This window comes from Parabacteroides sp. AT13 (assembly GCF_002272965.1).
GTDB lineage: Bacteria > Bacteroidota > Bacteroidia > Bacteroidales > Tannerellaceae > Parabacteroides > Parabacteroides distasonis.
Window position 1 is genome coordinate 2762269 of sequence record NZ_NQMH01000001.1, and the last position, 25777, is coordinate 2788045.

The 25777-nt window shown below is 47.9% G+C and carries 23 protein-coding genes and 5 tRNA genes; 20 read left to right on the forward strand and 8 right to left on the reverse strand.

Annotation, left to right across the window (positions count from 1 at the left end; translation table 11 throughout):
• Positions 1 to 104: 104 nt before the first annotated feature.
• Positions 105 to 1283: a helix-turn-helix domain-containing protein gene (locus tag CI959_RS11465; protein WP_005854148.1), complete on the reverse strand. Its 1179-nt coding sequence runs from the start codon at positions 1281 to 1283 to the stop codon at positions 105 to 107.
• A 9-nt stretch (positions 1284 to 1292) separates the two neighbouring features.
• Positions 1293 to 3332, reverse strand: coding sequence for an HD family phosphohydrolase (locus tag CI959_RS11470; RefSeq protein WP_057317394.1), 2040 nt, complete (start codon positions 3330 to 3332; stop codon positions 1293 to 1295).
• A 95-nt stretch (positions 3333 to 3427) separates the two neighbouring features.
• Here CI959_RS11470 and gltX point away from each other — a divergent pair, with 95 nt between their 5' ends.
• Both gltX and CI959_RS11480 read left to right on the forward strand, forming a co-directional pair.
• The gene (gene gltX, locus CI959_RS11475; RefSeq protein WP_005854152.1) at positions 3428 to 4945 is read left to right on the forward strand and encodes a glutamate--tRNA ligase; all 1518 of its coding nucleotides are present in this window, start codon (positions 3428 to 3430) and stop codon (positions 4943 to 4945) included.
• A gap of 2 nt (positions 4946 to 4947) precedes the next feature.
• Positions 4948 to 6183, forward strand: a complete 1236-nt coding sequence (locus tag CI959_RS11480) for a 3-deoxy-D-manno-octulosonic acid transferase (protein WP_008773682.1) — start codon at positions 4948 to 4950, stop codon at positions 6181 to 6183.
• Between the two features lie 134 nt (positions 6184 to 6317).
• Here the strand turns inward: CI959_RS11480 and CI959_RS11485 are convergent, their stop codons facing one another.
• From CI959_RS11485 to CI959_RS11510, 6 genes are all read right to left on the reverse strand, one after another.
• Positions 6318 to 7721 (reverse strand): C1 family peptidase, encoded by a 1404-nt coding sequence (locus CI959_RS11485; RefSeq protein WP_057317395.1) that lies wholly within the window; start codon positions 7719 to 7721, stop codon positions 6318 to 6320.
• 27 nt (positions 7722 to 7748) lie between these two features.
• Positions 7749 to 8867 (reverse strand): carbohydrate-binding family 9-like protein, encoded by a 1119-nt coding sequence (locus CI959_RS11490; RefSeq protein ID WP_057317396.1) that lies wholly within the window; start codon positions 8865 to 8867, stop codon positions 7749 to 7751.
• 36 nt (positions 8868 to 8903) lie between these two features.
• Positions 8904 to 10097: a serine hydrolase gene (locus CI959_RS11495; protein WP_011966799.1), complete on the reverse strand. Its 1194-nt coding sequence runs from the start codon at positions 10095 to 10097 to the stop codon at positions 8904 to 8906.
• Positions 10098 to 10167: 70 nt separating this feature from the next.
• Positions 10168 to 10683 carry a gamma carbonic anhydrase family protein gene (locus CI959_RS11500; RefSeq protein ID WP_005854163.1) on the reverse strand — a complete coding sequence of 172 codons (516 nt, stop codon included), beginning with the start codon at positions 10681 to 10683 and terminating at the stop codon, positions 10168 to 10170.
• A 10-nt stretch (positions 10684 to 10693) separates the two neighbouring features.
• The gene (locus CI959_RS11505; RefSeq protein WP_057317397.1) at positions 10694 to 12481 is read right to left on the reverse strand and encodes an aminopeptidase P family protein; all 1788 of its coding nucleotides are present in this window, start codon (positions 12479 to 12481) and stop codon (positions 10694 to 10696) included.
• 44 nt (positions 12482 to 12525) lie between these two features.
• A complete protein-coding gene (locus tag CI959_RS11510) occupies positions 12526 to 13161 on the reverse strand; it encodes an HU family DNA-binding protein (protein ID WP_005867237.1) in 636 nt (211 codons plus the stop codon).
• A 401-nt stretch (positions 13162 to 13562) separates the two neighbouring features.
• Between CI959_RS11510 and CI959_RS11515 the strand changes: the two genes are divergently transcribed.
• From CI959_RS11515 to rpoB, 18 genes are all read left to right on the forward strand, one after another.
• The gene (locus CI959_RS11515) at positions 13563 to 14420 is read left to right on the forward strand and encodes a hypothetical protein (RefSeq protein WP_008773678.1); all 858 of its coding nucleotides are present in this window, start codon (positions 13563 to 13565) and stop codon (positions 14418 to 14420) included.
• Positions 14421 to 14434: 14 nt separating this feature from the next.
• Positions 14435 to 15472: an S-methyl-5-thioribose-1-phosphate isomerase gene (gene mtnA / locus CI959_RS11520; RefSeq protein WP_005854172.1), complete on the forward strand. Its 1038-nt coding sequence runs from the start codon at positions 14435 to 14437 to the stop codon at positions 15470 to 15472.
• 84 nt (positions 15473 to 15556) lie between these two features.
• Positions 15557 to 15748, forward strand: coding sequence for a 30S ribosomal protein S21 (gene rpsU, locus CI959_RS11525; RefSeq protein ID WP_005854174.1), 192 nt, complete (start codon positions 15557 to 15559; stop codon positions 15746 to 15748).
• 73 nt (positions 15749 to 15821) lie between these two features.
• Positions 15822 to 16730: a tyrosine-type recombinase/integrase gene (locus tag CI959_RS11530; protein WP_005854176.1), complete on the forward strand. Its 909-nt coding sequence runs from the start codon at positions 15822 to 15824 to the stop codon at positions 16728 to 16730.
• Positions 16720 to 17019: a ribosome-associated translation inhibitor RaiA gene (gene raiA, locus CI959_RS11535; protein WP_008778704.1), complete on the forward strand. Its 300-nt coding sequence runs from the start codon at positions 16720 to 16722 to the stop codon at positions 17017 to 17019. The genes CI959_RS11530 and raiA overlap by 11 nt, the downstream gene beginning before the upstream one ends.
• Before the next feature lie 93 nt (positions 17020 to 17112).
• Positions 17113 to 17186 (forward strand) — tRNA-Thr (locus tag CI959_RS11540).
• Positions 17187 to 17205: 19 nt separating this feature from the next.
• Positions 17206 to 17288, forward strand: a tRNA-Tyr gene (locus CI959_RS11545).
• 44 nt (positions 17289 to 17332) lie between these two features.
• A tRNA-Gly gene (locus tag CI959_RS11550) sits at positions 17333 to 17405 on the forward strand.
• A 10-nt stretch (positions 17406 to 17415) separates the two neighbouring features.
• Positions 17416 to 17487, forward strand: a tRNA-Thr gene (locus CI959_RS11555).
• Positions 17488 to 17536: 49 nt separating this feature from the next.
• On the forward strand, positions 17537 to 18724 hold the full coding sequence (tuf, locus tag CI959_RS11560; protein ID WP_005854209.1) for an elongation factor Tu: 1188 nt from the start codon (positions 17537 to 17539) through the stop codon (positions 18722 to 18724).
• 52 nt (positions 18725 to 18776) lie between these two features.
• Positions 18777 to 18849 (forward strand) — tRNA-Trp (locus CI959_RS11565).
• An 18-nt stretch (positions 18850 to 18867) separates the two neighbouring features.
• Positions 18868 to 19062, forward strand: a complete 195-nt coding sequence (gene secE, locus CI959_RS11570; protein ID WP_005854211.1) for a preprotein translocase subunit SecE — start codon at positions 18868 to 18870, stop codon at positions 19060 to 19062.
• Positions 19063 to 19073: 11 nt separating this feature from the next.
• Positions 19074 to 19616, forward strand: coding sequence for a transcription termination/antitermination protein NusG (gene nusG / locus CI959_RS11575; protein ID WP_005854213.1), 543 nt, complete (start codon positions 19074 to 19076; stop codon positions 19614 to 19616).
• Positions 19617 to 19683: 67 nt separating this feature from the next.
• Complete coding sequence (rplK, locus tag CI959_RS11580; RefSeq protein WP_057317399.1) at positions 19684 to 20127, forward strand: 50S ribosomal protein L11; 444 nt, start codon at positions 19684 to 19686, stop codon at positions 20125 to 20127.
• A gap of 15 nt (positions 20128 to 20142) precedes the next feature.
• A complete protein-coding gene (gene rplA, locus CI959_RS11585; protein ID WP_005854218.1) occupies positions 20143 to 20841 on the forward strand; it encodes a 50S ribosomal protein L1 in 699 nt (232 codons plus the stop codon).
• Positions 20842 to 20855: 14 nt separating this feature from the next.
• The gene (rplJ, locus tag CI959_RS11590) at positions 20856 to 21386 is read left to right on the forward strand and encodes a 50S ribosomal protein L10 (RefSeq protein ID WP_005867245.1); all 531 of its coding nucleotides are present in this window, start codon (positions 20856 to 20858) and stop codon (positions 21384 to 21386) included.
• Positions 21387 to 21436: 50 nt separating this feature from the next.
• A complete protein-coding gene (rplL, locus tag CI959_RS11595) occupies positions 21437 to 21814 on the forward strand; it encodes a 50S ribosomal protein L7/L12 (RefSeq protein WP_005854220.1) in 378 nt (125 codons plus the stop codon).
• Between the two features lie 107 nt (positions 21815 to 21921).
• Entirely contained in the window at positions 21922 to 25734 is a 3813-nt protein-coding gene (gene rpoB / locus CI959_RS11600) for a DNA-directed RNA polymerase subunit beta (RefSeq protein WP_057317400.1), read from the forward strand.
• Positions 25735 to 25777 lie beyond the last annotated feature (43 nt).

Sequence of the window (25777 nt, forward strand, 5' to 3'; positions counted from 1 at the left end):
GTATTCCTTTATTAAGTGATTACTGCCGGCAAAGAACGGGGTTCGGGGTAAGAATGAGAGGACAAATCCGGGAAAAAAGAGGACAGATCTCGGAAAAATGCTCATTATTGCGCCTGCCGCCGGTATTGGGCGGGGGTGACTCCCAGTATTTTCTGGAAGATACGTGAGAAGGTGCGGGAGCTGGTGAAGCCCGCGCCGACAGCGATCTCTTCCATGCTCCGGCTGTCGCCCGGCATCAACAGCTCGGTACGGGCGTGGTTCACCCGGTAGCGGTCGATGTATTCCTTGAGCGTGATGTTCAGCTTGTCCTTGATGGAGGTGGAGAGATACTTCTCGTTGGTACCGAGGGCACGTACTAGGTCTTGCCGGCTGAAATTCGGGTTGAGGAAGGGTGAGGAACTGGCCATATAGTTTTGCGCTTGCTGGAACAACTCGTCCTCCTCGATTTCCAGCAACCCGCCGATCAGATCCTCTAGGTCCATCCGGTTGGGATCGGTATCGGCGTCGGCTTGCGGGGCGAGGTTGAGCCGCAGGTATAGTTGGTCGTACGTGTAATGGTAGTTGGCGTAGTGGATCGATACCGAGGCGTAGAAGAGGGCGAACACGAAGTTGACCGCCGTGTTATAGTAATTATTCGGGAAGAAACAGAGGCTCACGGCGGCGATGCCGATACCCAGCGCCCATAGGAAGGCACGGGTTACCCAGCGCAATTCCAGTCGCTCGGGTGATTGGGGTATCTGTTTCAGGTTACCTAGATAGATCGCCCGCTCCCGGAAGAAAAAATGCGTATAGCCCCCTAGCTGGACAAGGTATACGAGGCACGTGAGCGTACGTATCAGCAGGGGCGGGTTCCCAATATTATCCCACCATACGTCGAAACGATACGTATGGACATCCTCCCGGAAGAGACAAGCGATCGTGTAGGCTACGGTAAGCGCGATCGTAGGCATGGCGTGGAGGAGGATATTCCTCCGGGTCACGTTCTTTCCCCTGAATAAGAGGGTGAGCAGGAACGTGAACAGCAACGCTTGCGAGGCGCTGATTAGCAGGATGGGGAAGTAGAACAACTCCATGATGGTTCGCTCGTCCGTGCCGGAAGACAAGATGAAGATATGCCCTATGCCTACCAATGCCGAGGCCAAGGCGAGATACTTGCAGGCCGTCCGGTACTTGGGGATCGTGCTTTCCCGCAAGGTCTTCAGCGACAACAGCAGTCCGCTGACCAGAAGACAGGTAAAGGCTACGATCCCTGTCGAGGCTAAGTAGAGTAGGTGGTCGTTCATGCTGGTTCGCTATTGTTTTTTCAAGTCCGGATAGCTGATTCGGGTATGGAACATGGTTTTCAGTTTGTCTACGAATACGCTCTTTATGGTCTCCACGTCCTTGAAGGTCAGCGGAGCGCTCTTTAGCAAGCCGTCGGCGATCTGCCCGTCGATGATCTTGTTCACCAAGGCGCTGATACTCTCTTCGGTATGTTCCTTCAAGCTGCGGGAGGCGGCTTCCACGGAATCGGCCATCATCAGTACGGCGGTCTCCTTCGAGAAGGGATTCGGGCCGGGGTAGGTAAATAGCTCGTCGTTAATCGGTTTGTCCGGGTATTGGTTCTTGAAAGAGTTGTAAAAATACTTCGCCTTGCCACGTCCGTGGTGCGTACGGATGAAGCTGATAACCGCCTTGGGTAACAGGGCCTTCTCGGCGATCTTCACGCCCTCGGTGACGTGGCTGATGATGATCTGCGCGCTTTGGTCGAACGATAACTGGTTATGCGGGTTCACGCTCGATTGGTTCTCGGTGAAGAAGACGGGGTTGCTCATCTTCCCGATGTCGTGATAAAGGGCGCCGGTACGTACCAGTTGGGCGTTGGCGCCGATCTTGGCGGCCGCCTCGGAAGCGAGGATGGATACCTGCAAGGAGTGCTGGAACGTGCCCGGGCAAGTCTCGCTAAGCTTCTTCAAGATCGGGTTGTTGATGTTGGACAGTTCCACTAGCGTGATGCTGGACACGTATCCGAACGTCTTCTCCAACATATATACCAATACGTAGGTGAACATCAGCAGGATGAAGTTGATACCGAAATAAAGCATCATCATCCAGTTGATCTTGTTTAAGTTCGCCTCTTGATACAACGTGAGACTGAGGTAGCAGGCGGCGTAGGAGAGGAAGATGAAGACGGCGCAACGGATCAGTTGCGAACGTTCGCTCAACTCCTTCAAGCTGAACGTCACTACCATACCCGCCACGATCTGCAACAACAGGAACTCATGCGGGAAAGGTACCATCAACGAGCAGATCAGCACGATAATAAGGTGCGTGAAAAGCGCCGTCCGGGAATCGAAGAAGGTACGTACCACGATCGGTACGATGGCGAACGGCAATATATATACGTTGAATAATGCGTAGGTAACACATAGTTCCGTAAAGATGCAGCTCACGAATATGCAGAGGATCAAGAATAGTACGTTCTTCCGGTTATGGAATATCTTCAAGCGGAAAGACCATAGGTAGAGCCAGAAACAGAACATCAGCCCGAAGACGAGCACGAATTGCCCGGCCAGTATGATGCCTTGCGTCTGCGTGCCCCCCGTCTTGGCCTCGTGTATGGCCTTTAGGGAACGGAGCACGTTGTAGGTATGGTTGTCGATGATCTCGCCCCGGTCTACGATACGCTCTCCGGCTTGTACCATACCGTTAGCGATAGATACGCTCTGTAGCATATCCTCCTTGATCTTGTCGGACATGTCGGCGGCATAGGATATGTTCTCGGTGAGGTAGTTATTGATGTCACACGATTGCAGGATCGATTTGTCCAGCCGCGGCGGGCAGTTGTTGATAATGAACTCGTAGGCGGTGCGCACGGTGAAGAAATCGCTCACGTAGCGGGGCTGCGCGACGGCGTTCTCCAAGAGGTTGACACGGGAGTATTCCTCTTTCCGTAGCTCGTCCAGATCCTGCGACGAGATGATACCGTTCTTGTATAAGTTGATCAGGCTGCTCTCTATATACTGCATGTAAGCGGGGGATACTTTGCTTCGCAAGTTATTGCCGTTATTGTAGTTGGCACGCAGTTTCTCGACCTCTTGCTTCTGGATGTCGGGGTTCATGCGGTAATAAGGCTCGAACTTACGGAGTACGCTGTCTTTCTCCGCTTTTACCTCGTCGTCGGTCTTGTAGATCGGGAAATCGCTCGGGGCGGTGAGTAATCCATATCTCCAAGGCTTGCCCTCATAGAACTGATAACGGAATTTTCCCTCCCGAGGGAAGAAGTAGGCGATAAGTAACGCGGTCACCACGAAGTAGACCACGGTCGGTATATTGTAATTCTTCTGTTTCATATAGATTCCTTTTTGCGTCCGAAATATACGTAAAAAACTTCACTAAGCGGAAAAAAAGGCGTACTTTTGCCGCATTATTATAGAATGTAAGTATTATGACTCAAAGAAAAGTAAGAGTACGCTTCGCACCTAGTCCTACGGGGGCGCTGCATATCGGAGGTGTCCGCACGGCTTTATACAACTATTTATTCGCTAAACAGAATGGCGGTGATATGATTCTCCGTATCGAGGATACGGATTCCCAACGCTTCGTTCCCGGGGCGGAAGACTATATCATCGAGGCCTTGACTTGGCTGGGTATCAAGTTCGACGAGGGCGTGAGCTTCGGCGGCAACTACGGTCCGTATCGCCAGAGCGAGCGTCGTGAGATCTACAAGAAGTATGTCGATCAATTGCTGAACGATGGCCATGCTTATATAGCGTTCGATACGCCTGCCGAGTTGGAGGAGAAACGGAAGGAGATCGCCAATTTCCAATACGACGCCTCTACCCGTTCGCAAATGCGCAACTCGTTGACGCTTTCTCCGGAAGAGGTTCAGAGCCTGATCGAGTCAGGTCATCAGTACGTAGTTCGTGCCAAGATCGAGCCGAATGAGGATATCCACGTGAACGACTTGATCCGTGGCGAGGTCGTTATCAACTCCTCTATCTTGGATGATAAGGTATTATATAAATCGGCCGACCAATTGCCTACTTACCACTTGGCGAATATTGTTGACGACCATTTGATGGAGGTTACCCATGTGATCCGTGGTGAGGAGTGGTTGCCGAGCGCGCCGCTTCACGTATTATTATATCGTTTCTTCGGTTGGGAAGATACGATGCCTAGTTTCGCCCACCTGTCATTGCTGTTGAAACCGGAAGGTAATGGTAAGTTGAGCAAGCGTGACGGCGATCGTCTGGGCTTCCCTGTATTCCCCTTGGAATGGCACGATCCGAAGACGGGTGATGTCTCATCGGGCTATCGTGAGAGTGGCTACTTCCCCGAGGCTGTCGTAAACTTCCTTGCTTTGCTGGGTTGGAATCCGGGTAACGATCAAGAGGTGATGAGCATGGATGATTTGATCCGTTTGTTCGACCTGTCTCGTTGCAGCAAGAGCGGTGCTAAGTTCGATTATGAGAAAGGCAGATGGTTTAACCATCACTATTTGCTGGAGAAGAGTAATACGGAGATCGCTGACCTATTCTTGCCGATCGTGGAAAGCCACGGTATCCAGACTACCCATGCTTATGTAGAGAAAGTAGTCGGCATGATGAAAGGCCGTGTCAATTTCGTGAGTGAGTTATGGGATCTTTGCTCTTTCTTCTTTATCGCCCCGACGGAGTACGATGAGAAGACTCGCAAGAAACGCTGGAAGGAAGATTCGGCTGTTCAATTGGGTGAGTTTATCGAGCAATTGCGTGCCCGTGAGCCGTTCGACGTAGAAGGTACCGAGAACGAGTGCAAGGCTTGGATCGAGAGCAAGGGATATCATTTGGGGAATATCATGAACGCCGCCCGTCTGGCCTTGGTTGGCGAGGGCAAGGGCCCCGGCATCTTTGATATCACCGAGGCTTTAGGTAAAGAGGAGTCTATCCGCCGTATCCAACGGGCTATCGAGATATTAAAATAATCATGTACAGTTTAGCAATACATCTCTACGCTTTTGTAGTCGCTTTGATCTCGCCTTTCCATAAAAAGGCGAGACTGATGCGATTCGGGCAATGGAAAACAAATTCCATACTTCGTGAGAAGATCGACCGGAACGCTAAATACATCTGGTTCCATGCCTCCTCGCTGGGCGAGTTCGAGCAAGGGCGCCCTATGATCGAGAAGATCAAGGCGGAACATCCGGAGTATAAGGTGTTGCTGACTTTCTTTTCTCCCTCTGGCTATGAGGTACGGAAGAATTACAAGGGAGCGGACGTGATCTGCTATCTTCCTTTCGATACGCCTTTCCGGGTGAAGAAGTTCCTGAATTTGGCGAACCCGGCGATCGCCATATTTATCAAGTACGAGTTTTGGGGGAACTATTTGCGTGAGTTGCGGAAGCGGGGAATACCGGTTTATATCATTTCCGCTATATTCCGCCCCGACCAGCTATTTTTCCAATGGTTCGGAAAGCCGTACCGGAAGATGCTATCTTATTTTAATCATCTTTTTGTTCAGGACGAGCGTTCGATGAAACTCTTGAACGAGTTCGGTATCACGAATGTGACGGTGACCGGCGATACCCGTTTTGATCGGGTGTTGGATGTCCGTAAGCAAGCTCGTGAGCTTCCGTTTATCGAACGTTTCTTGGAAAGCAAGGAGGGTAAGAGGCCGATCGTGATGGTGGCCGGCAGTTCATGGCCTCAAGACGAGGCGATCTTTATCCCTTATTTCCATGAGCATCCGGAGATGAAGTTGATTATCGCCCCGCATGAGATTCACCGGGAACATCTCCTTTCTATCGAGGCGATGCTAAAACGTCCGTCCGTCCGTCTATCGGAGGCGCATGAGGATGATCTGGCCGATAAGGATTGCTTGATCATCGACAGTTTCGGACTCTTATCTTCCATTTATCGCTATGGACAGATCGCTTATATCGGTGGTGGTTTCGGAGCGGGTATCCACAACACGTTGGAAGCCGCCGTTTATGGGATGCCGGTCTTATTCGGCCCGAGATACCATAAGTTTAAGGAGGCGAAGGATCTGATCGCCGTAGGTGGTGGTTTCTCCATCACAGACGATTCCTCTTTCCGAACGAAGATGGACGAGTTATTGACCGACCCGACAGCCTTGGAAACCTCCGGGCAAGCTGCCGGTGATTTTGTGAAAAACAGTGTAGGAGCGACGGATCAGATCTTGCGGCAAATCCATATCCGTTAATAGATAAAGCCGGGTTTGCTATTCGAGTGATTGTATGCCCAGACTCTTTTGATATAGCAATGGAATACGGATGAGATAGATGTACGGATTGGTAATTGAACGATTCGCGTTGTCTATCTCATCCGTGTTTTATTTTAATCCTCTTCAGCGAACATCGGGTCCCAAGCGGGAAGACGAGTCGGTGTTTGTTTCAAGATCTCTTTTACTTGATCCGTGATGTATTTCTTGTTGACTACCAGACGGAACATATACTCATTAAACCATTGGTCTGTCATGATGAGGTGGCCGGCGTTCGCTCCGGGGCCCCAACTATTCTCAACCATCCATTTCTTCGGCTTTCCATTCGCATCGAGGTCAACAGCCATCAAGGTCATGGCGTGTGAGGAACCGCTGGCGAATGTTTGGATACGTTGTTTCTTATCCATGCCGAAAGTCGTACCCATCAGTGAACCGTAATCGTAGAAGTTTACATCCAGAATACCTCTGTCACGATCGAAGAACTTGCCCACGTCGCAAGAGAAATACATCATGGTGCTGTCCTTGATGGAAGCGATAGCCATTTGTTTGATATCCTCGATCGGAAGGTTTACGTAAGTCCAGTTCTTGCCATCGTAAGCGTGGCGGTCGTAATCGATCTCATACAACTTATAATAATCGCGGCTCGGATCGTTCATTAACATGACATAGTTGTTTTTCAAATCGTCCCCGATATATTCTTGGAAGAAGGACTGAGGCGTATATTCCTTCGTCTCTACCGGATTCCCTTTAGCGTCTTTGCGAGTCCACGTGAATTTCGTAGGCGGCTCTCCCAAGTTCAATACGAGCATACGGTAAATCGTACCTAGCATCTCTGTTTTCTTTTTCTCCAGATCCGCTACGGTCGTGCCTTTGGTCGTAGACAGGTCGCGAAGTTGCAAGCCGTATTCTTTCAGCTTTAATCCGATCAGGTTGCTCATGCGTCCGGTACTGTTGCTACTGTTGGTCTCTACCATGACCTCGGCGGGAACCACGCCATACTTGGTCAAGATATCGGAGACACCCGTGAACTGCCCTCCGTCTCCGATCGGGTTCTTGAATAACCATTCCACCATCTTGTCGTCCATCGGTTTCAGACGAGTATCGATGATGCCCTGTAAGAAAAGGTTCGCTTTCTCCAATTGATCCCAGAAGAAAGAATAATTCTGGGAGAATTGGAATTCACCCATGTCGTATTTATGGATCGCCTGCGCACGGAATACGTTCAATCCCGTGAAAAGCCAGCAACGGCCCGAGGAACGTTGGTTGGAGATCCCTTTGCTCTCTACCTTATTGGAGAAGTAAGTATCCAAATTGTTCTTGCTCTCCCCATTAACGGCAAGCTTGTTGATATCGTTATTGGTGATTGCGTTACGGATCGCCTTATCGGTCGGCGTTCCTTGATAAGACTGTTTGATTTGCTGCAACATCGTGGGTGAGATGCCTCCACCGCTTTGTTGTCCGTGAGCCGATAGCGTGATGCCTAAAGCCAAGGCCGCTATCCATAAATTGTTTTGTTTCATGATATGTAAGTTGATTAATAAATTATGTTATTTCTTTTTAGGCCATACCAGACCGTCTTGCCGGATATTCCATACCGTACCGTCCGATGTGGGTAGCGATATCTCGTACATAGAAGGTGTCGTATGTATTTCCAGTTGATTGGCGATCTCTTGCGGGCATAGCTCGTTTGCCTTCAAGTCGTTGATGTTATCGGCATAATGCCCGAAGGTCGCGGCGAACTCATTCTGACGGTAATATAAATTACGCAAGATCCATTTCGTCTCCTCCGAAGGATGTTTTACGAAAGGAGTCTCACCTTCTCCCGCAATCTTATCCGATATTTGAACATAACCCCAGTATTCGGGCATATGGATATTGATTACCCCGGTAGGAGCCCATACCCAGTTGTACTCGCGAATCTTATCCTCTCCTTGGATAGGGACTTTCACGTATTTACCGTCTTTCACGTCCGTTGTCCATTCCACACGGGAGAAGTTCACACGGATCTGCTCGCCGATTTCCGGCTTTTCTTTTCCTCTGTCCATTTGGAATACGGAAGTCCAAGGAATGAATACCTCTACGCTCCATGATTTATCCGTGTCTTTCGGGTTATTCAGCGTACCGTCCACATAAACAGCGGATTTCATTCCGGCGAACTCCCAGTTATTCAATACTTGCGGATTATCCCGGTAGGGGCGGGTTAAGAACAAGTCCCATTCCGTACCTAAGGCGTTCACCTCGTACTCCAGATAATTATGGGTGTCGTTCGTAGGATTCAGGAAGATCTCGAAGTCGTTGTCATGGAAGATCACGGCGTCGTGTTCCGTGATGGTCGCCCATACGTGCGGCTCCTCCATAAGGACGGCGAAGTACATTCCGTTATCATCGTAAGTCATCTTGGCCCGGGTCTGGAAGTGAGGGGCCGGGCGTTTGTCGCCTTCGATATCTACGAAGTCGTTGGTCCAAGGTATCGCGTCCCATTCCCCGGGAGAAAGCTTTCCGTCGATCTTGATAGGAGCGGGGGCCTTGTAGCAAACATACGTTGGCGGATTGAACGGTGGTTGCGGCATATACGTGATGTCCGGTTTTTGCGTACTGGGTTTCTGTGCGCAAGAAAGCAATAAGAGTGCCGCCAATGGCGCTGTCGTTAAAATCGTTTTTCTCATGTGCGTTTATTTTTAGATCGTTTGATAAATAGATTCTTATTGAAGTAAGTCCATCGCCGCGTCCAACCATGTATTTATATCGTCCGGATAATGTTGGTCGGCGGTATAAGTATCGCTGCGTTTGTGCCCGAGTCTTACGATCACGGCGTTCTTTTCCGGGAGCGTGAAGACATATTGCCCCAAGATTCCTCTCATATAAGGGATCTTCATCCCTTTGTAATCGAGAATCCAGTATTGGAATCCGTAACAATGGTTGGGTTTGCCGAGATCCTTATAGACAAGACGGGTATCGGGGCTTGTCGCTTCCGCCAAATAAGCGGGAGAGATCAATTGCCGGTCATCCCATTGGCCGTTGTTGAGTAATAATTGTCCGAAGCGGGCGAAATCACGGGCGTTACTGTTGAAACAGCAATAGGCTTTTTCCATGCCGTCCTTCCGGTCGAGGCTCCAAAGGGCGCTTTCCTCGGCGTGCATCGGAGTCCATAGTTTGCGGGATACATAATCGCTGAGTTTCTCCCCGGTAGCCTTCTCCACGATAAAGCCTAGCAGTTGTGTCACGCCGCTTTGGTAGATAAAGTTTACGCCGGGCTCGTCGATCTCTTTCATCCCGAAGGCAATTTCCTGTAGGTCATCGCCATAATACAACTGGGTGGTAGGAGAGAAAGGAGAGCTGTAAGCCTCGTCGAAATCCACGCCGGCGCTCATGGTCAGCAAATGGCGAAGCGTTAGGGCCTTTCCGTCGTATCCCTTGAATTCCGGGAAAAAGTCGCTTACCGGTTGATCGACATCGCGGATAAATCCATCGTCGATAGCGCAGCCGATCGCTAACGAGACGATGCTTTTCGCCATCGAGAAGGAGTTGCTATGCGATTCCGGCGAGTAATCTTCCCAATATTGCTCGAATAGCAATCGATTGTCTTGGATGATTACATAGGCAACCGTACCCAGCTCCTCAAACCGGGGAAGATAACGCTCTGGAATACTTTTCGTATTGTAAGCTTCCGATAGTTCCCAAGGGCGGGGCGAACCTGCTTTTACGACCCGGTTCTCGAAAATCGGATATTGATCGATCTTGGGTAACAAATGGATAAGGGCCCTACGTAGATAATAATTGGAGGGTAACGCCAGATATCCGCCTATTCCCAGCATAAAAATAAACACTATCCATCCCACTCTTCGGGACAAATAGTGTTTATTGGCTGGAACCCTATTATTTGAATCATTTTTCATGTAACCCTTTGGTTGTTACTTTACAGATACAAATATATGGTTTATAATTCAAATAATCAAATACATGCTATTATTCTTTATACCAAGAAGAATACATATGATAGTTCTTGGCTATCTTTTGGTTGATCTCCTTCGCTTGCTCGGGATCTACCTTCTTGACGAACTTAGCGGGAACTCCGGCGTAGATACTGCCTGGCTCGACGATCGTTTTGCTTAGTACTACGGAACCTGCGGCGATGATCGCTCCCTCGCCTACTACGGCGTGATCCAATACCACGGAGCCCATTCCGATCAAGGCGCCATTGCAAATCTTCGCCCCGTGGATCGTTACGTTATGGCCGATGGATACATCATCGCCGATCTCGATCGTCGATTTCTCATATAAGGTGTGAAGGACGGAACCATCCTGTACGTTTACGCCGTTGCCGATGCGAATCGAGTTCACGTCGCCGCGAAGCACGGTGCCAAACCAGATGCTGCAACCTTCACCGATCTCTACGTCACCTATAATCGTGGCGTTGTCTGCTAAAAAAGTGTCTTTACCGATCTTCGGGGTAAAGCCACGAACGGATTTGATTAATGCCATTTTTAGTTGTTTAAATTTCTGTTGTTTTCTCTTTCAGCCAAGCTTTCTCCTCCTCGTTCAAGAACGGGCTGATCTTTTCGTAGACTATTTGGTGGTATTTGTTCAGCCAAGCGTGCTCACGGGCAGAGAGCATGGGGATGATAATCAGGCTCGTGTCGATAAAGCAAAGCGTCAGCGTATCGAATCCTAGGAATTTCCCGAATTCCGTCTCGCTGTCCTCACGTACCAAGATCATGTTCTCCGTACGGATACCGTATTCGCCGGTACGATACATGGCCGGCTCGTCGCTGATCACCATTCCGGGCTTCAAGGTCACCGGGTTCTCCTCCATGCGGATGCTTTGGGGGCCTTCGTGTACGTTTAGGCAATGGCCGATACCGTGACCGGTTCCGTGCAAGTAATTGATTCCGGAATCCCATAGCGCTTTACGGGCAAGGATATCGATCTGGGAACCTCGTGTACCGGCGGGAAACTTGCTTTTCGCCAAGCTGATCGTACCTTTCAATACACGGGTGAAATCCTTTTTCATCTGCTCCGTCGGTTCTCCAAGGGCGATCGTGCGGGTGATATCCGTCGTACCGTCCAGATATTGCGCGCCGGAATCGATCAAAAGCAATCCTTCCGGCTTCAAGGTCGCATCCGTTTCCGGCGTAGCGGAGTAATGAACGATCGCTCCATGCTCGGCGTAGCCGCAGATCGTGCCGAAGCTATCCATGATGTATTGCGGTTGTTCCGCACGTAAGGCTGTCAGCTTCTCGGCGGCGCTGATCTCTGTAACTTGGGTTCCTTCCGCCATTTGTTTCTCCAGCCAGATATAGAATTTTGTCAAGGCGACACCATCTTTTACCACGGCGTTTTGGAAGCCCTTGATCTCGGTCTCGTTTTTGATACTCTTCAAGTGGTTGGCGGGAGAGATCCCTTCCACGATCGTACAGTTTCCCGGGATCGCATCGTATAAGGAGACGTTCGTCTTGTTCATATCCACGAATACCCGGCTGTTTTCCGGTAGGCGGGACAGATATCTCTGGATCATGGAGTATTCGGCCAGCGTAACCCCTTCTTTCTTCAAATGCTCGGTGATCTCGGCGGTCAGCTTCTCCGGCTTGATGAATAGCACGCTCTCATCCTCCGATACGAAGGCGTAGCTGACTACGACTGGGTTATAGGTCACGTCCGTACCCCGGATATTGAATGTCCACGCGATCTCGTCTAAGGCGGCGAGGATCAAGCAGTCGGCGCCCTCGCTCCGCAACTGGTTATTGATTAGGTCTAGTTTCTCGTGCACGGAGGCTCCGCTTAATGCTTCCGGCATCTCGAATATCGGGTTTCCGGGAACGGCGGGACGGTCCTTCCAGATACCCTCGATCAGGTCGGCCGAGGTATCCAGCTTGATTTCTTTACGGCTTAGTTTATTTGCCAAGGCACTCGCTTCGGCGGCGCTATAGGTTTGCCCGTCTAGCCCAACGGCCTGTCCGGCGTGTAACTCATGCAAGAGGAATTCCGTGATAGACGGTGTCTCCGGAAGCGCCAACTTATAGAGTTCGATACCGGAACCTTCCAGTTGGCTGGCCGCTTGCAGGAAATACCGGGAATCAGTCCATAAGCCCGCCTTGTCCGCGGTGACCACGATCGTTCCCGCCGAGCCGGTGAAGCCGGATATCCATTCTCTCGATTTCCAGCGATCGGCCGGATACTCGCTTAGATGCGGGTCGGAACTGGGTATGATGTAAGCGTCAACCTTCTGTTGCCTCATAGCCTCCCGTAGGGCGGCGATACGTTCAGGAATGTTTGTTTTCATCGCATTTTATTTTAGTCAACATTAATACTCGCAAAGTTAATGAATTATTTTGGATTTGTCTCGCCGGAAACCGGCTCTTCTACCTTATAATATAGATGGGAAGTACCCAGCTTTTCCCACCGCAGTTTCCCTTCCTCTACCAGCCGCCGCAAGTCGAGGGAAGCCTTACTTCTGGAGCATCCGCAGAGCGACATATACTTCTTCTGGTGGATAAAAGGGTTCGTCTCCAGATAACGGAATACCTCTTGCTCGCATTCCTTGGCGGAGGGATATGCGGGATCGCTAACCGTGTACTCGTCACGAAACACCGGCATGGTCTTCAGCCGGTCTCTTAGTTCCTTGGACGATCTGAACTTCACGTCCTTGAAATGGATGGATTCCGCCCGGATCTCATTCTTTTCCATCACGGGCCGGCTTTTCAGTGAGACGCTGAAAGTACCGATCCCCTCTAGCTCCACGTTATAACCGAACATGAGGAAGTCCACCATCATGTCTTGGAAAAGCTGCAAGATCCCTTTCATATCCGCGGGAGAGAAAGAAGACCGGGACTTCGCTCTGCTGATGAACTCATCCGTATGTATCGTCCCGCAAGAGACCAAACGAGGATGTAGGGGTAATGACTTCCCGGATTCCTCTGGATTCGGGTTGGGATTTCTGACTAGCTTGTAATTTGCTGACATCTGTGTCGTGTTTAAATGGTTATAGATCTTTTGTCCGATTCTTCTAGATCGCTTACTCGTTTCTATAGGCGAGCTTAGCGGTTTCTTCAAGAAGAATTCATCTTCCAACAGCCGTTGCATGATCATGCACCAACTGTTGGAAGATCATCCACCATCCGTTAGATGATCGTCTAACGGATGGTGGATAATGAATACTTCAGCTTCAAAGGTACAATATATAAAAGAGAAAAGGGTAAGGATTCCGGATAAAAAAGCTAAAGGTTATGATAAATGTATATGGGCTCACAGCCTTGTGGTCCACAACCTTGTGAACCGATCCCTTTAAATCAAGTTAAAGATAAGGCACCCAATAGATATCAAGGAATAATTTGCTAGCTTTGTAGAAACAAATAAGAAGTGCCATGAGGAATCTACTTTATCTTTTTGTCTTTGCGGCTCTGCTTCTCGGCTTGAGCGCATGTTCTTCTTATTATTATTCGATGTTGAACTCGAATGACCCCGTCGGGGAGAAGAATGAGAGAGGTGATTTTGTGCAGGAAAACGATACGGTACGTATCTCTTATCGTTTCTGGGGAGAGAACGCCCCGGTTACTATTACCATTTATAATAAACTGGATGAACCCTTGTACGTGGATTGGGGGCGGTCGGCGCTGATTATCGATGACGTGGCTACCACCTACGACCCGAAAGTGGCCTCGGTGAGAGGCGAGAGCTCTAGCGTGGCATCCGGTAGCTCCTTTCATTGGAGCGATAGGAGCAGCAGCGGGTGGAGCTACTCGGAAGGTTCCTTCTCCGGTGATGTGAGTTTGCCAAAGGGCGTTGAGTTTATCCCGCCGCATTCCAAATTAGTCAATACGCCTTTGCAATTAGCCAACTTCCCGTTTAACGAGATCCCGAAAGAAGAGTATGTAAAGGAACAAATGACAACGAAAGCAAACACAACCGTAAATATCCGAGTGAAGGATTTTACAGAAGAAGATTCTCCGCTGAGATTCCGTAGCTACCTGACGTTGTTCGCCGGAGGGACTAATGGGAAGCCCTTGAAGCATTCCTCTTTTGAGCGGAACTTCTATCTGGCGAAATTGATCAAGGTCGGCGACGTGGCTCCCCAGTATTTCGATGAGGGACAGCAGCAATCCGGCGATTTCTTTTACGTGAAAGAGACTCATGGGGCTACGGCAGGCCTTGTCGTAGGAGCGATAGCGGTTACCGCCGCAGGGGTGGCGATAGAAGCTACGCTGGGTCCCGTGAACTATTAATATATTCATATCGAATGATACAAACTCTATCTGATTTAAAGACCGTGCGTTTCAACGAGCAAGCGGACGGTGTGATCATTTTGGACCAAACTCTGCTGCCGGGTAAGGAAGCGTATCTGACCCTTACCACTGCCGAGGAGATATGGGACGCTATCTATAAATTAAAGGTACGTGGAGCACCTGCTATCGGGGTAGCGGCCGCTTATGGTATCTATGTCTGCGCCCGTCGGATCGATACGGCGGAGAAATCCGTTTTCGTGAATGAGTTTCGGAAGATCAAGGAGTATCTGGCCGGTTCCCGTCCGACAGCGGTGAATCTGGTGGCGGCGCTGAACCGGATGGAGCGGGTATTGGTCGCTCATCCAACCTTGTCTGTCCCGGAATGGAAAGAGCTATTATATAAGGAAGCGATCGCGATCCGGGAGGAAGACGCCGCCGCTTGCCGGCAGATCGGCGAGAACTGTCTGGAGCTACTCCGTCCCGGGATGGGAATCCTTACGCATTGTAACGCCGGACATCTGGCGGTCTCGGAGTATGGCACCGCTTTGGCGCCGATTTATCTGGGGCAGGAGAGAGGTTATGGTTTCAAGGTCTTCGCCGACGAGACCCGTCCTTTGTTGCAAGGCGCCCGGCTCACGGCCTATGAGCTAAGCAGGGCCGGCGTGGACGTGACGCTGATTTGCGATAATATGGCCTCCGTCGTCATGCGGAAAGGCTGGGTGCATGCCGTGGTCGTAGGTTGCGACCGTGTAGCCGCCAATGGCGACGTGGCGAATAAGATCGGCACGTCTGGAGTGGCTATCTTGGCCCGGCATTACAAGATCCCCTTCTATGTATTAGGCCCGACATCCACCATCGATGGCTCGTGCCCGGACGGCGATTCCATTGTAATAGAGGAACGTAACCCCGATGAGGTCACCGAGATGTGGTATTCAAGGCGTATGGCCCCGAAAGACGTGAAAGTCTACAACCCCGCCTTCGACATTACTCCCCACGAGCTAATCACGGCTATAATTACGGAGAAAGGCATCTTTTATAAAAATAATCGCTGAAAGTTTTGCTAATCCCGAAACAATCAGTAATTTTGCCGCTCAATTTGAGGATATAAATAATTAAACAATATAACAATTTAAATTATGATCGTAGTTCCATTAAAAGAAGGCGAAAACATCGAGAAGGCGCTTAAGAAATTCAAGAGAAAGTTCGAGAAAACAGGTGTAGTCAAGGAATTGAGAGGCCGTCAGGCTTTCGAGAAACCGTCTGTTACGAAGAGAAAGCAGACTATGCGTGCTATCTACGTACAGCATTTGCAACAAGTAGAAGAATAATTATAGCTTCCGGGCTTGTTTTATTGAATTCTTATTCCTATTTTCGTTGCATGAATGTTGATGCAACGAGAATATGCTGATCGATGACTTTCTAAACTATCTCCGGTATGAGCGGAACTATTCCAATTATACGATTGGTGCCTATTCGAAAGATTTGGACCAATTCCAGAGGTATGTAAGAGAGCATCGAGAAGGTGTATTCAACCCCGGGGAAATCGACTCGGATTTCGTGAGAAGCTGGATCGTCAGTTTGATGGACGAGAAGCTCTCTCCCGTATCGGTAAACCGGAAATTAAGTTCTTTGAAATCTTTTTTTAAGTTTCTCATGAAACGGGGCATTGTCTCCGCGAATCCGTTGAGATTGGTGAGCGGTCCGAAAACGAAGAAACCCTTGCCTTATTTTATTAAGGATAGCGAGTTGGAGGCGTTGTTGGACGGGGACGGATTTGATGAGGATTTTGAAGGTGTGAGGAATCGGTTGGTCATTGAGATGCTATACGATACCGGGATGCGCCGCTCAGAGTTAATCGGCATACGAAACGTGGATGTGGATTATGAGGCGATGCAGGTCAAGGTAACCGGAAAGCGGAACAAGCAGCGGTTGATTCCTTTTGCGGAGGGTTTAAAAAACTTAATGCTTGCATACACGGAAGTCCGTGATCGTGAGGTTGAGGCAGCCGGTGAATGGTTTTTCGTTCGAAAGAACGGGAATCAGTTGTCGACGGGGATTGTTTATAATATAGTAAAAAAGCAATTGTCGGAGATACCCATGCTGGCGAAACGAAGTCCACACGTGTTACGACATTCATTTGCAACGAGTATGTTAAACAACGGAGCCGAGCTGAACGCTGTGAAAGATTTATTAGGTCATAGCAGTTTAGCGTCTACCAGTGTTTACACGCATACAACCTTTGAGGAATTAAAAAAAGTGTATCATGCTCATCCAAGAGCAAAAAAAGAAGGAGGTTATTATGGACGTTAGAATTCAAGCAATTCATTTCGACGCAACTGCACAGTTGGAGGCGTTTATTCAGAAGAAAGTTTCTAAATTGGAGCAATACTTCGATGGTATTATATTGGCAGAGGTTACATTGAAGGTGGTTAAGCCTGAGACGGTGAAGAACAAGCAGGCCAGTATAATGTTGTCCGTGAAGAACGGGGAATGTTTCGCTGATAAAATAAACGATACTTTCGAAGGGGCGATAGACGATTGTGTTGAGGCTTTGGAGAAGCAACTGGTTAAATTCAAAGAAAAAATCAGAGCCAAATAAAAAAAACGGTAGATAAATTTGGTATGTAAGAAATAATATCTAAATTTGCAGCCGTTTCGCCGTGGTGACGAAACGGCTGCTTTTAGAAGTATCGCCTCTTTAGCTCAGTTGGCCAGAGCACGTGATTTGTAATCTCGGGGTCGTTGGTTCGAATCCGACAAGAGGCTCAAAAGAATGTATTGGAATGGGCAGTTACCAGAGTGGCCAAATGGGGCTGACTGTAACTCAGCTGGCTTTCGCCTTCGGTGGTTCGAATCCATCACTGCCCACACGAATGAAACAAAGGAGAGAATCGGTTGGTTCATTCGGTCTTGCGGAAGTAGCTCAGTTGATAGAGCATTAGCCTTCCAAGCTGAGGGTCGCGGGTTTGAGCCCCGTCTTCCGCTCTTATAAGTTGCCTGTGTAGCTCAGCGGTAGAGCACTTCCTTGGTAAGGAAGAGGTCCCGAGTTCAAGTCTCGGCACCGGCTCAATTGAAAATTGAACATGATCATTAATCAAATAAAGAACAATTAAGTTATGGCAAAAGAGAAATTTGACAGATCGAAACCACATGTGAACATTGGTACGATTGGTCACGTTGACCACGGTAAAACAACTTTGACAGCTGCTATCACAACAGTATTGGCAAAGAAAGGTCTTTCAGAGTTGCGTTCATTCGATTCTATCGACAACGCTCCTGAAGAAAAAGAGAGAGGTATCACAATCAACACTTCTCACGTAGAGTATCAGACTGCAAACCGTCACTATGCTCACGTAGACTGTCCGGGTCACGCCGACTACGTAAAGAACATGGTAACTGGTGCTGCTCAGATGGACGGTGCTATCATCGTAGTTGCTGCTACTGATGGTCCTATGCCTCAAACTCGCGAGCACATCCTTTTGGCTCGTCAGGTAAACGTTCCGAGATTGGTTGTATTCATGAACAAGTGTGACATGGTTGACGACGAGGAAATGTTGGAATTGGTTGAGATGGAGATGAGAGAGTTGCTTTCATTCTATCAATTCGACGGTGACAACACTCCGATCATCCGTGGTTCTGCTCTTGGTGCATTGAACGGTGATGCTCAATGGGAAGATAAAGTAATGGAGTTGATGGAAGCTTGTGATACTTGGATTCCTCTGCCTCCGCGCGAAATCGACAAGCCGTTCTTGATGCCGGTTGAGGACGTATTCTCAATCACAGGTCGTGGTACTGTTGCTACAGGTCGTATCGAGACAGGTATCGTTAAGGTAGGTGAGGAAGTTCAAATCATCGGTCTTGGCGCTGCTGGTAAGAAATCTGTTGTTACAGGTGTTGAGATGTTCCGTAAGTTATTGGATCAAGGTGAGGCTGGTGACAACGTTGGTTTGTTGCTTCGCGGTATCGATAAGAATGAGATCAAGCGTGGTATGGTAATCTGCCACCCGGGTCAGGTTAAAGAGCATTCTAAGTTCAAGGCTGAGGTTTATATCTTGAAGAAAGAGGAAGGTGGTCGTCACACTCCGTTCCACAACAAATATCGTCCTCAGTTCTATATCCGTACATTGGATGTAACTGGTGAGATCACTTTGCCGGAAGGAACAGAAATGGTAATGCCGGGTGATAACGTAACGATCGAGGTTGAGTTGATCTATCCGGTAGCATGTAGCGTAGGTCTTCGTTTCGCTATCCGCGAGGGTGGACGTACAGTAGGTGCAGGCCAGATCACAGAATTAGAGAACTAATTCAAACATTAGATAATGTTATAGCCAGTCTTTTTAAGGGCTGGCTATTTCTACGGAAGTAGCTCAGTCGGTAGAGCACTGGTCTCCAAAACCAGGTGTCGGGAGTTCGAGCCTCTCCTTCCGTGCTAAAATCTATAGATTCGATGAAAAAGATAATTACTTATATTAAGGAATCTTATAACGAACTTGTTTATAAAGTTTCTTGGCCTACGAGAGCAGAGCTTTCCAATAGTGCGGTTGTTGTTATGTTTGCTTCCCTTATCATCGCCGCATTGATCTTTGTTGTTGACGGGGCCTTTGAGGCTGTTATGCGTTTCTTCTACAACCAAATTTTCTAATCAGTTAAGGTATGTCTGATATCCAAAAGAAATTTTATGTTCTGCGTGCCATCAGTGGCAAGGAGAACAAGGTGCGGGAATATCTAGAGGCTGAGCTGAAGAATACGGATCTGGGAGAATATGTATCTCAAGTCTTGATTCCGACCGAGAAAACCTTTACGGTACGAAACGGTAAGAAGGTCATGAAAGAAAGGGCTTACTTGCCGGGTTATGTGCTGGTCGAGGCTGCTTTGGTCGGTGAGGTTGCTCATCGATTGCGGAACATTCCGAACGTGATTGGTTTCTTGGGTGGTTCTGATACCCCCGTGCCATTACGCCCTGCGGAAGTGAATCGTATTTTGGGTACGGTTGATGAGTTGCAGGAACAACAAGAGGATCTGGATATCCAGTTCTATGTTGGCGAGAGTGTGAAGATTACTTTTGGACCGTTCAGCGGTTTTACGGGTATAATCGAAGAGGTCAACGCCGAGAAAAAGAAACTTAAGGTGATGGTTAAGGTCTTCGGACGAAAGACTCCCCTTGAGTTGGGTTATATGCAAGTTGAGAAAGAATAGTACTCTGGTTACGAAAAGTGCTACCTTTCTGTTATTGATGTTATATATCTAAAAAATTTTAGAAACAATGGCTAAAGAAGTTGCTGGACAAATCAAATTGCAGATTAAAGGAGGAGCAGCAAACCCTTCTCCCCCAGTAGGACCTGCTTTGGGTTCTAAGGGTATTAACATTATGGAGTTTTGCAAGCAATTTAATGCCAAGACCCAAGACAAGGCTGGTAAGATATTACCTGTTGTAATTACTTACTATGTCGATAAGTCTTTCGACTTTGTCGTTAAAACTCCTCCTGTGGCAATCCAGTTGTTGGAAGCTACTAAGAAGAAGAGCGGTTCCGCTCAACCTAACCGTGCTAAGATCGCTGAGATCACATGGGAGCAGGTGAAAGCTATCGCTGAAGACAAATTAGTCGATCTAAACTGCTTTACTGTCGAGTCAGCCATGAGAATGGTTGCGGGAACAGCCAGAAGTATGGGTATCACTGTTAAAGGGACATTCCCGGGTAATAATTAATAAACTTCAATTGAGATGAGTAAACTTACAAAGAATCAAAAGTTGGCTTTGGGCAAGATTGAAGCTGGGAAAGCATATACATTGAAAGAAGCTTCAGCTTTAGTGAAGGAAATTACTACAACTAAGTTTGACGCATCCGTAGATGTTGATGTCCGTTTAGGTGTTGACCCCCGTAAGGCCAATCAAATGGTGAGAGGCGTGGTTTCATTGCCTCACGGAACTGGTAAGCAGGTTAGGGTTCTCGCATTATGTACCCCGGACAAGGAAGCTGAAGCTACTGCCGCTGGAGCTGACTATGTTGGATTGGATGAGTATATTAATAAGATTAAAGGCGGTTGGACTGACATTGATGTTATCATCACTATGCCTTCTATCATGGGTAAGATCGGTGCTCTTGGTCGCGTATTAGGCCCTCGTGGTTTGATGCCTAACCCAAAGAGTGGTACGGTTACCAATGAGATCGGAAATGCGGTGAAGGAGGTTAAGCAAGGTAAGATCGACTTTAAGGTAGATAAGAGCGGTATCGTTCACACATCTGTTGGTAAGGTGTCTTTCACTCCGGAACAGATTCGTGACAATGCTAAGGAGTTTATTTCAACTTTGATCAAGTTGAAACCTACTGCGGCTAAAGGTGCGTATATAAAGAGTATTTATCTTTCTAGTACTATGAGTGCGGGTATTAAAATTGACCCCAAATCAGTTGAAGAAAACTAAAAAACAATTGAACAATGAGAAAGGAAGATAAAGGAACTGTTATAGGTCAATTAACTGAAACATTAAAGGAATATCCTAATTTCTATTTGACGGATATCGAGGCGTTGGACGCTGAGAAAACCAGCAAATTGAGAAGAGAGTGTTTCAAGCGTGAGGTTAAGTTAGTCGTTGTAAAGAATAACTTGCTTAAGAAAGCGTTGGAGAACATTGAGGGTGACTTCTCTGATCTTAACGTAGCTTTGAAAGGCAATACGGCTGTGATGTTCTCACAAGTCGCTAATGCTCCCGCTCGCCTGATTAAGGATTTTACTAAGGACGCTAAAAAAGGTGTAGTCGTTAAACCGGCTTTGAAGGCTGCTTACGTACAAGAAAGTTTCTACGTAGGTGCTGAGAATCTTGAGGCATTAGTAAATATCAAGAGCAAAAACGAACTTATTGCCGATGTTATCGCATTGTTGGAATCTCCGGCGAAGAACGTTATCTCTGCTCTTCAGTCATCAGGACAAACTATCCATGGTCTGTTGAAGACTTTGGAAGAAAGATAATTTTTCATTAAAACATTACACAGATAAATAATCATTTAAATCATACAAAAATGGCAGATTTGAAAGCTTTTGCAGAACAATTAGTAAACTTGACCGTTAAAGAAGTTAGCGAATTAGCTACTATCCTTAAAGAAGAGTACGGTATCGAACCTGCTGCTGCAGCTGTTGCTGTTGCTGGTCCTGCTGCTGGTGGTGCTGCTGCCGCTGCAGAAGAGAAGACTTCTTTCGATGTTGTATTGAAAGCAGCAGGTGCTAATAAATTAGCTATCGTTAAGTTAGTTAAAGAATTAACAGGTCTTGGCTTGAAAGAGGCTAAGGATATGGTAGATAGCGCTCCTAGTGCAATCAAGGAAGGTATCGCTAAAGCTGATGCTGAGGCATTGAAGAAACAGTTGGAAGAGGCTGGAGCTGAAGTTGAGCTTAAATAGTATTTATAACCTGGTTTCCAGGTGATTTGGTTAAGAGTCTCCGACTACGAAGACTCTTAACCTTTTTGTGTCTATAATTTCAATAAGTTCAATAAATTCCTTACTAGATGTCTTCAACAGCTGAAAACCAAAGAGTTAATTTTGCTTCGATAAAGAATCAGTTCCCGTATCCGGACTTTCTCGAAGTTCAATTGAAGTCGTTCCAAGACTTTCTTCAACTTGACACTCCTCCTGAAAAGAGAAAGAAGGAGGGATTGTATAAGGTATTTGCCGAGAATTTCCCGATTGCGGATACCCGTAACAATTTTGTGTTGGAGTTCTTAGATTACTATATAGATCCGCCTCGTTACTGTATTGATGAGTGTATCGCTCGCGGGTTAACCTATAGCGTGCCTTTAAAAGCGAAGTTAAAACTGTACTGTACGGACCCGGATCATGAGGACTTCGATACGGTGATCCAAGATGTATACTTGGGTCCGATCCCGTATATGACGGACAGAGGTACTTTCGTGATCAACGGCGCCGAGCGTGTTGTCGTGTCTCAGCTGCACCGTTCTCCGGGCGTATTCTTCGGGCAAAGCACGCACGCAAACGGAACGAAGTTGTACTCCGCACGTATTATTCCGTTCAAGGGGTCATGGATCGAGTTCGCTACGGACATCAACAATGTGATGTACGCTTACATCGACCGTAAAAAGAAATTGCCTGTAACTACTCTTTTGAGAGCTATTGGTTTTGAAAGCGATAGAGATATTCTTGAAATCTTCAACCTTGCGGAAGAGGTGAAGGTAACGAAAGCAAACCTGAAGAAGTTTATCGGACGTAAGCTGGCCGCTCGTGTTTTGAAGACTTGGGTGGAGGATTTCGTAGATGAGGATACCGGTGAGGTGGTTTCTATTGAACGTAACGATGTAATCATCGACCGTGAGTCTGTACTGGATAGCGACAATATCGAGGCTATCTTGGATTCAGGCACGCAAAATATCTTGTTGCATCGTGAGGACCAGAATCTGTCCGACTATGCTATCATATATAATACGCTCCAGAAAGACCCGAGTAACTCCGAGAAGGAAGCTGTGTTGTATATCTACAGACAGTTGAGAAATGCGGAACCGGCTGATGAGGCTAGCGCACGCGAGGTTATCACGAACCTGTTCTTCTCAGAGAAACGTTATGATCTGGGTGAGGTAGGACGTTACAGGATCAACAAGAAGTTAGGCCTTACTACAAGCGCTGATGTTAAGGTCTTGACTAAAGAAGATATTATCGAGATCATCAAGTACCTGATCGAGTTGATCAACTCGAAGGCTATCGTGGATGATATCGACCACTTAAGCAACCGTCGTGTACGTACGGTTGGCGAGCAATTGTATAACCAGTTCGGTATTGGTTTGGCTCGTATGTCACGTACAGTTCGTGAACGTATGAACGTTCGCGATAATGAGGTGTTTACTCCGATTGATTTGATCAACGCGAAGACGATTTCTTCCGTGGTTAACTCTTTCTTCGGAACGAATGCCTTGTCTCAGTTCATGGACCAGACGAACCCGTTGGCGGAGATCACGCACAAGCGTCGTTTATCAGCCCTAGGTCCGGGAGGTTTGTCTAGAGAGCGTGCCGGATTCGAGGTTCGTGACGTTCACTATACGCACTATGGTCGTCTTTGTCCGATTGAGACCCCGGAAGGTCCGAACATCGGTTTGATCTCTTCTTTATGTGTATACGCTAAGATCAACGATCTTGGTTTCATCTCGACTCCGTACCGTAAGGTGGCAGATGGAAAGGTCGACTTCTCTGAGGAAGGCTTGCAATACTACACGGCGGAGGAAGAGGAAGAGTTGACAATCGCTCAAGGTAACGCTCCATTGGATGATAACGGTAAGTTTATTCGTGATAAGGTGAAGGCTCGTTTCGAGGCTGACTTTCCGGTTGTTCCTCCTTCTGAGCTTGACTTGATGGACGTGGCTCCGCAGCAGATCGCTTCTATCGCAGCTTCTTTGATCCCATTCTTGGAACACGATGACGCTAACCGTGCGTTGATGGGATCTAACATGATGCGTCAGGCAGTTCCTTTGTTGCGTACGGACGCTCCGATTGTTGGTACCGGTATTGAGGCGCAGGTTGCCCGTGACTCCCGTACTCAGATCATGGCTGAGCGTGAGGGCGAGGTTGTGTTCGTTGATGCTACTTGTATCAAGATTAAATATGACCGCACGGAGGACGAGGAATTCGTTAGCTTCGAGGATGCGGTTAAGACATATAATATCCCGAAATGGCGTAAGACCAACCAGAGCACGACGGTCGATTTGAAACCGATCTGTCATCGCGGACAACGTGTAAAAGCCGGCGATATCCTTACCGAGGGTTACTCAACCCAGAAAGGCGAGCTTGCTTTGGGACGTAACGTGAAGGTGGCTTACATGCCTTGGAAGGGTTATAACTATGAGGATGCTATCGTGTTGAACGAGCGTATGGTTCGCGAGGATTTCTTTACGTCTGTTCACGTTGACGAGTATATCCTTGAGGTACGTGAGACAAAGCGTGGTATGGAGGAATTGACTTCCGATATCCCTAACGTCAGCGAAGAGGCTACCAAGGATTTGGATGAGAGAGGTATTGTTCGTGTTGGTGCTCGTATCGAGCCGGGTGATATCTTGATTGGTAAGATCACTCCGAAAGGTGAGTCTGATCCATCTCCGGAGGAAAAGTTGTTGCGTGCTATCTTCGGTGATAAGGCGGGTGATGTGAAGGATGCTTCCTTGAAGGCTACTCCGTCTTTGCGCGGTGTGGTTATCGAGACCGCTTTGTTCTCGAAGGCTGTCAAGAAACGTAAATCCAGATTGACTGATAAGGCGATCTTGCCGAAGTTGGACGAGGAATACGAAGAAAAGATGGCTAGCTTGAAGACTTTGTTAGTTGATAAGTTGTTAGTGCTTACAAACGGCAAGGTTTCTCAAGGTGTTAAAGACTATATGAATACGGAGATTATCGCTAAGGGTGCTAAGTTTACCCGCAAATCTCTGGAAGAATTGGATTATAACTCCATCCAAGTAAGCAAGTGGACGGCAGACGCTCAGAAGAATGAGTTGATCAAGCAGGTTATCTTGAATTATTTGAAGAAGTACAAGGAGCTTGACGCTGAGTTGAGACGTAAGAAGTTCGACTTGACGATCGGTGATGAGCTGCCGACAGGTATCGTACAGATGGCTAAGGTTTATATCGCCAAGAAACGTAAGATTCAGGTAGGTGATAAGATGGCCGGTCGCCACGGTAACAAGGGTATCGTATCAAAGATCGTTCGTCAGGAGGATATGCCGTTCTTGGAAGACGGTACTCCGGTGGATATCTGCTTGAACCCGCTGGGTGTGCCTTCTCGTATGAACTTGGGACAGATTTTCGAGGCCGTGTTGGGTTGGGCCGGACGTGAGTTGGACGTTAAGTTCGCTACTCCGATCTTCGATGGCGCGACTTTGGATGATTTGAATGAATGGACAGACAAGGCTGGTATTCCTCGCTATGGTAAGTCTTACTTGTATGATGGTGGTACTGGTGAGCGTTTCGATCAACCTGCTACGGTGGGTGTGACTTACTTCTTGAAGTTGGGCCACATGGTTGACGATAAGATGCATGCCCGTTCAATCGGTCCGTATTCTTTGATTACGCAACAGCCGTTAGGTGGTAAGGCACAGTTCGGTGGTCAGCGTTTCGGAGAGATGGAGGTTTGGGCACTGGAAGCCTTCGGTGCCGCTCATGTTCTTCAGGAAATTCTTACGATTAAGTCTGATGACGTTGTAGGACGTTCGAAGGCTTATGAGGCGATCGTGAAGGGTGATCCGATGCCACAGCCGGGTATTCCTGAATCTCTGAATGTATTATTGCACGAGTTGAGAGGACTTGGTTTGAGTTTCACTCTGGATTAATTCAATAACAATAAAGAAGTAGGTGGGCTACGGCCCGTCTACT

Coding starts and splice junctions, on each gene's coding strand:
- CI959_RS11465 (WP_005854148.1), bottom strand. CDS start 1,283: ATGAACGACCACCTACTCTACTTAGCCTCGACAGGGATCGTAGCCTTT.
- CI959_RS11470 (WP_057317394.1), bottom strand. CDS start 3,332: ATGAAACAGAAGAATTACAATATACCGACCGTGGTCTACTTCGTGGTG.
- gltX (WP_005854152.1), top strand. CDS start 3,428: ATGACTCAAAGAAAAGTAAGAGTACGCTTCGCACCTAGTCCTACGGGG.
- CI959_RS11480 (WP_008773682.1), top strand. CDS start 4,948: ATGTACAGTTTAGCAATACATCTCTACGCTTTTGTAGTCGCTTTGATC.
- CI959_RS11485 (WP_057317395.1), bottom strand. CDS start 7,721: ATGAAACAAAACAATTTATGGATAGCGGCCTTGGCTTTAGGCATCACG.
- CI959_RS11490 (WP_057317396.1), bottom strand. CDS start 8,867: ATGAGAAAAACGATTTTAACGACAGCGCCATTGGCGGCACTCTTATTG.
- CI959_RS11495 (WP_011966799.1), bottom strand. CDS start 10,097: ATGAAAAATGATTCAAATAATAGGGTTCCAGCCAATAAACACTATTTG.
- CI959_RS11500 (WP_005854163.1), bottom strand. CDS start 10,683: ATGGCATTAATCAAATCCGTTCGTGGCTTTACCCCGAAGATCGGTAAA.
- CI959_RS11505 (WP_057317397.1), bottom strand. CDS start 12,481: ATGAAAACAAACATTCCTGAACGTATCGCCGCCCTACGGGAGGCTATG.
- CI959_RS11510 (WP_005867237.1), bottom strand. CDS start 13,161: ATGTCAGCAAATTACAAGCTAGTCAGAAATCCCAACCCGAATCCAGAG.
- CI959_RS11515 (WP_008773678.1), top strand. CDS start 13,563: ATGAGGAATCTACTTTATCTTTTTGTCTTTGCGGCTCTGCTTCTCGGC.
- mtnA (WP_005854172.1), top strand. CDS start 14,435: ATGATACAAACTCTATCTGATTTAAAGACCGTGCGTTTCAACGAGCAA.
- rpsU (WP_005854174.1), top strand. CDS start 15,557: ATGATCGTAGTTCCATTAAAAGAAGGCGAAAACATCGAGAAGGCGCTT.
- CI959_RS11530 (WP_005854176.1), top strand. CDS start 15,822: ATGCTGATCGATGACTTTCTAAACTATCTCCGGTATGAGCGGAACTAT.
- raiA (WP_008778704.1), top strand. CDS start 16,720: ATGGACGTTAGAATTCAAGCAATTCATTTCGACGCAACTGCACAGTTG.
- tuf (WP_005854209.1), top strand. CDS start 17,537: ATGGCAAAAGAGAAATTTGACAGATCGAAACCACATGTGAACATTGGT.
- secE (WP_005854211.1), top strand. CDS start 18,868: ATGAAAAAGATAATTACTTATATTAAGGAATCTTATAACGAACTTGTT.
- nusG (WP_005854213.1), top strand. CDS start 19,074: ATGTCTGATATCCAAAAGAAATTTTATGTTCTGCGTGCCATCAGTGGC.
- rplK (WP_057317399.1), top strand. CDS start 19,684: ATGGCTAAAGAAGTTGCTGGACAAATCAAATTGCAGATTAAAGGAGGA.
- rplA (WP_005854218.1), top strand. CDS start 20,143: ATGAGTAAACTTACAAAGAATCAAAAGTTGGCTTTGGGCAAGATTGAA.
- rplJ (WP_005867245.1), top strand. CDS start 20,856: ATGAGAAAGGAAGATAAAGGAACTGTTATAGGTCAATTAACTGAAACA.
- rplL (WP_005854220.1), top strand. CDS start 21,437: ATGGCAGATTTGAAAGCTTTTGCAGAACAATTAGTAAACTTGACCGTT.
- rpoB (WP_057317400.1), top strand. CDS start 21,922: ATGTCTTCAACAGCTGAAAACCAAAGAGTTAATTTTGCTTCGATAAAG.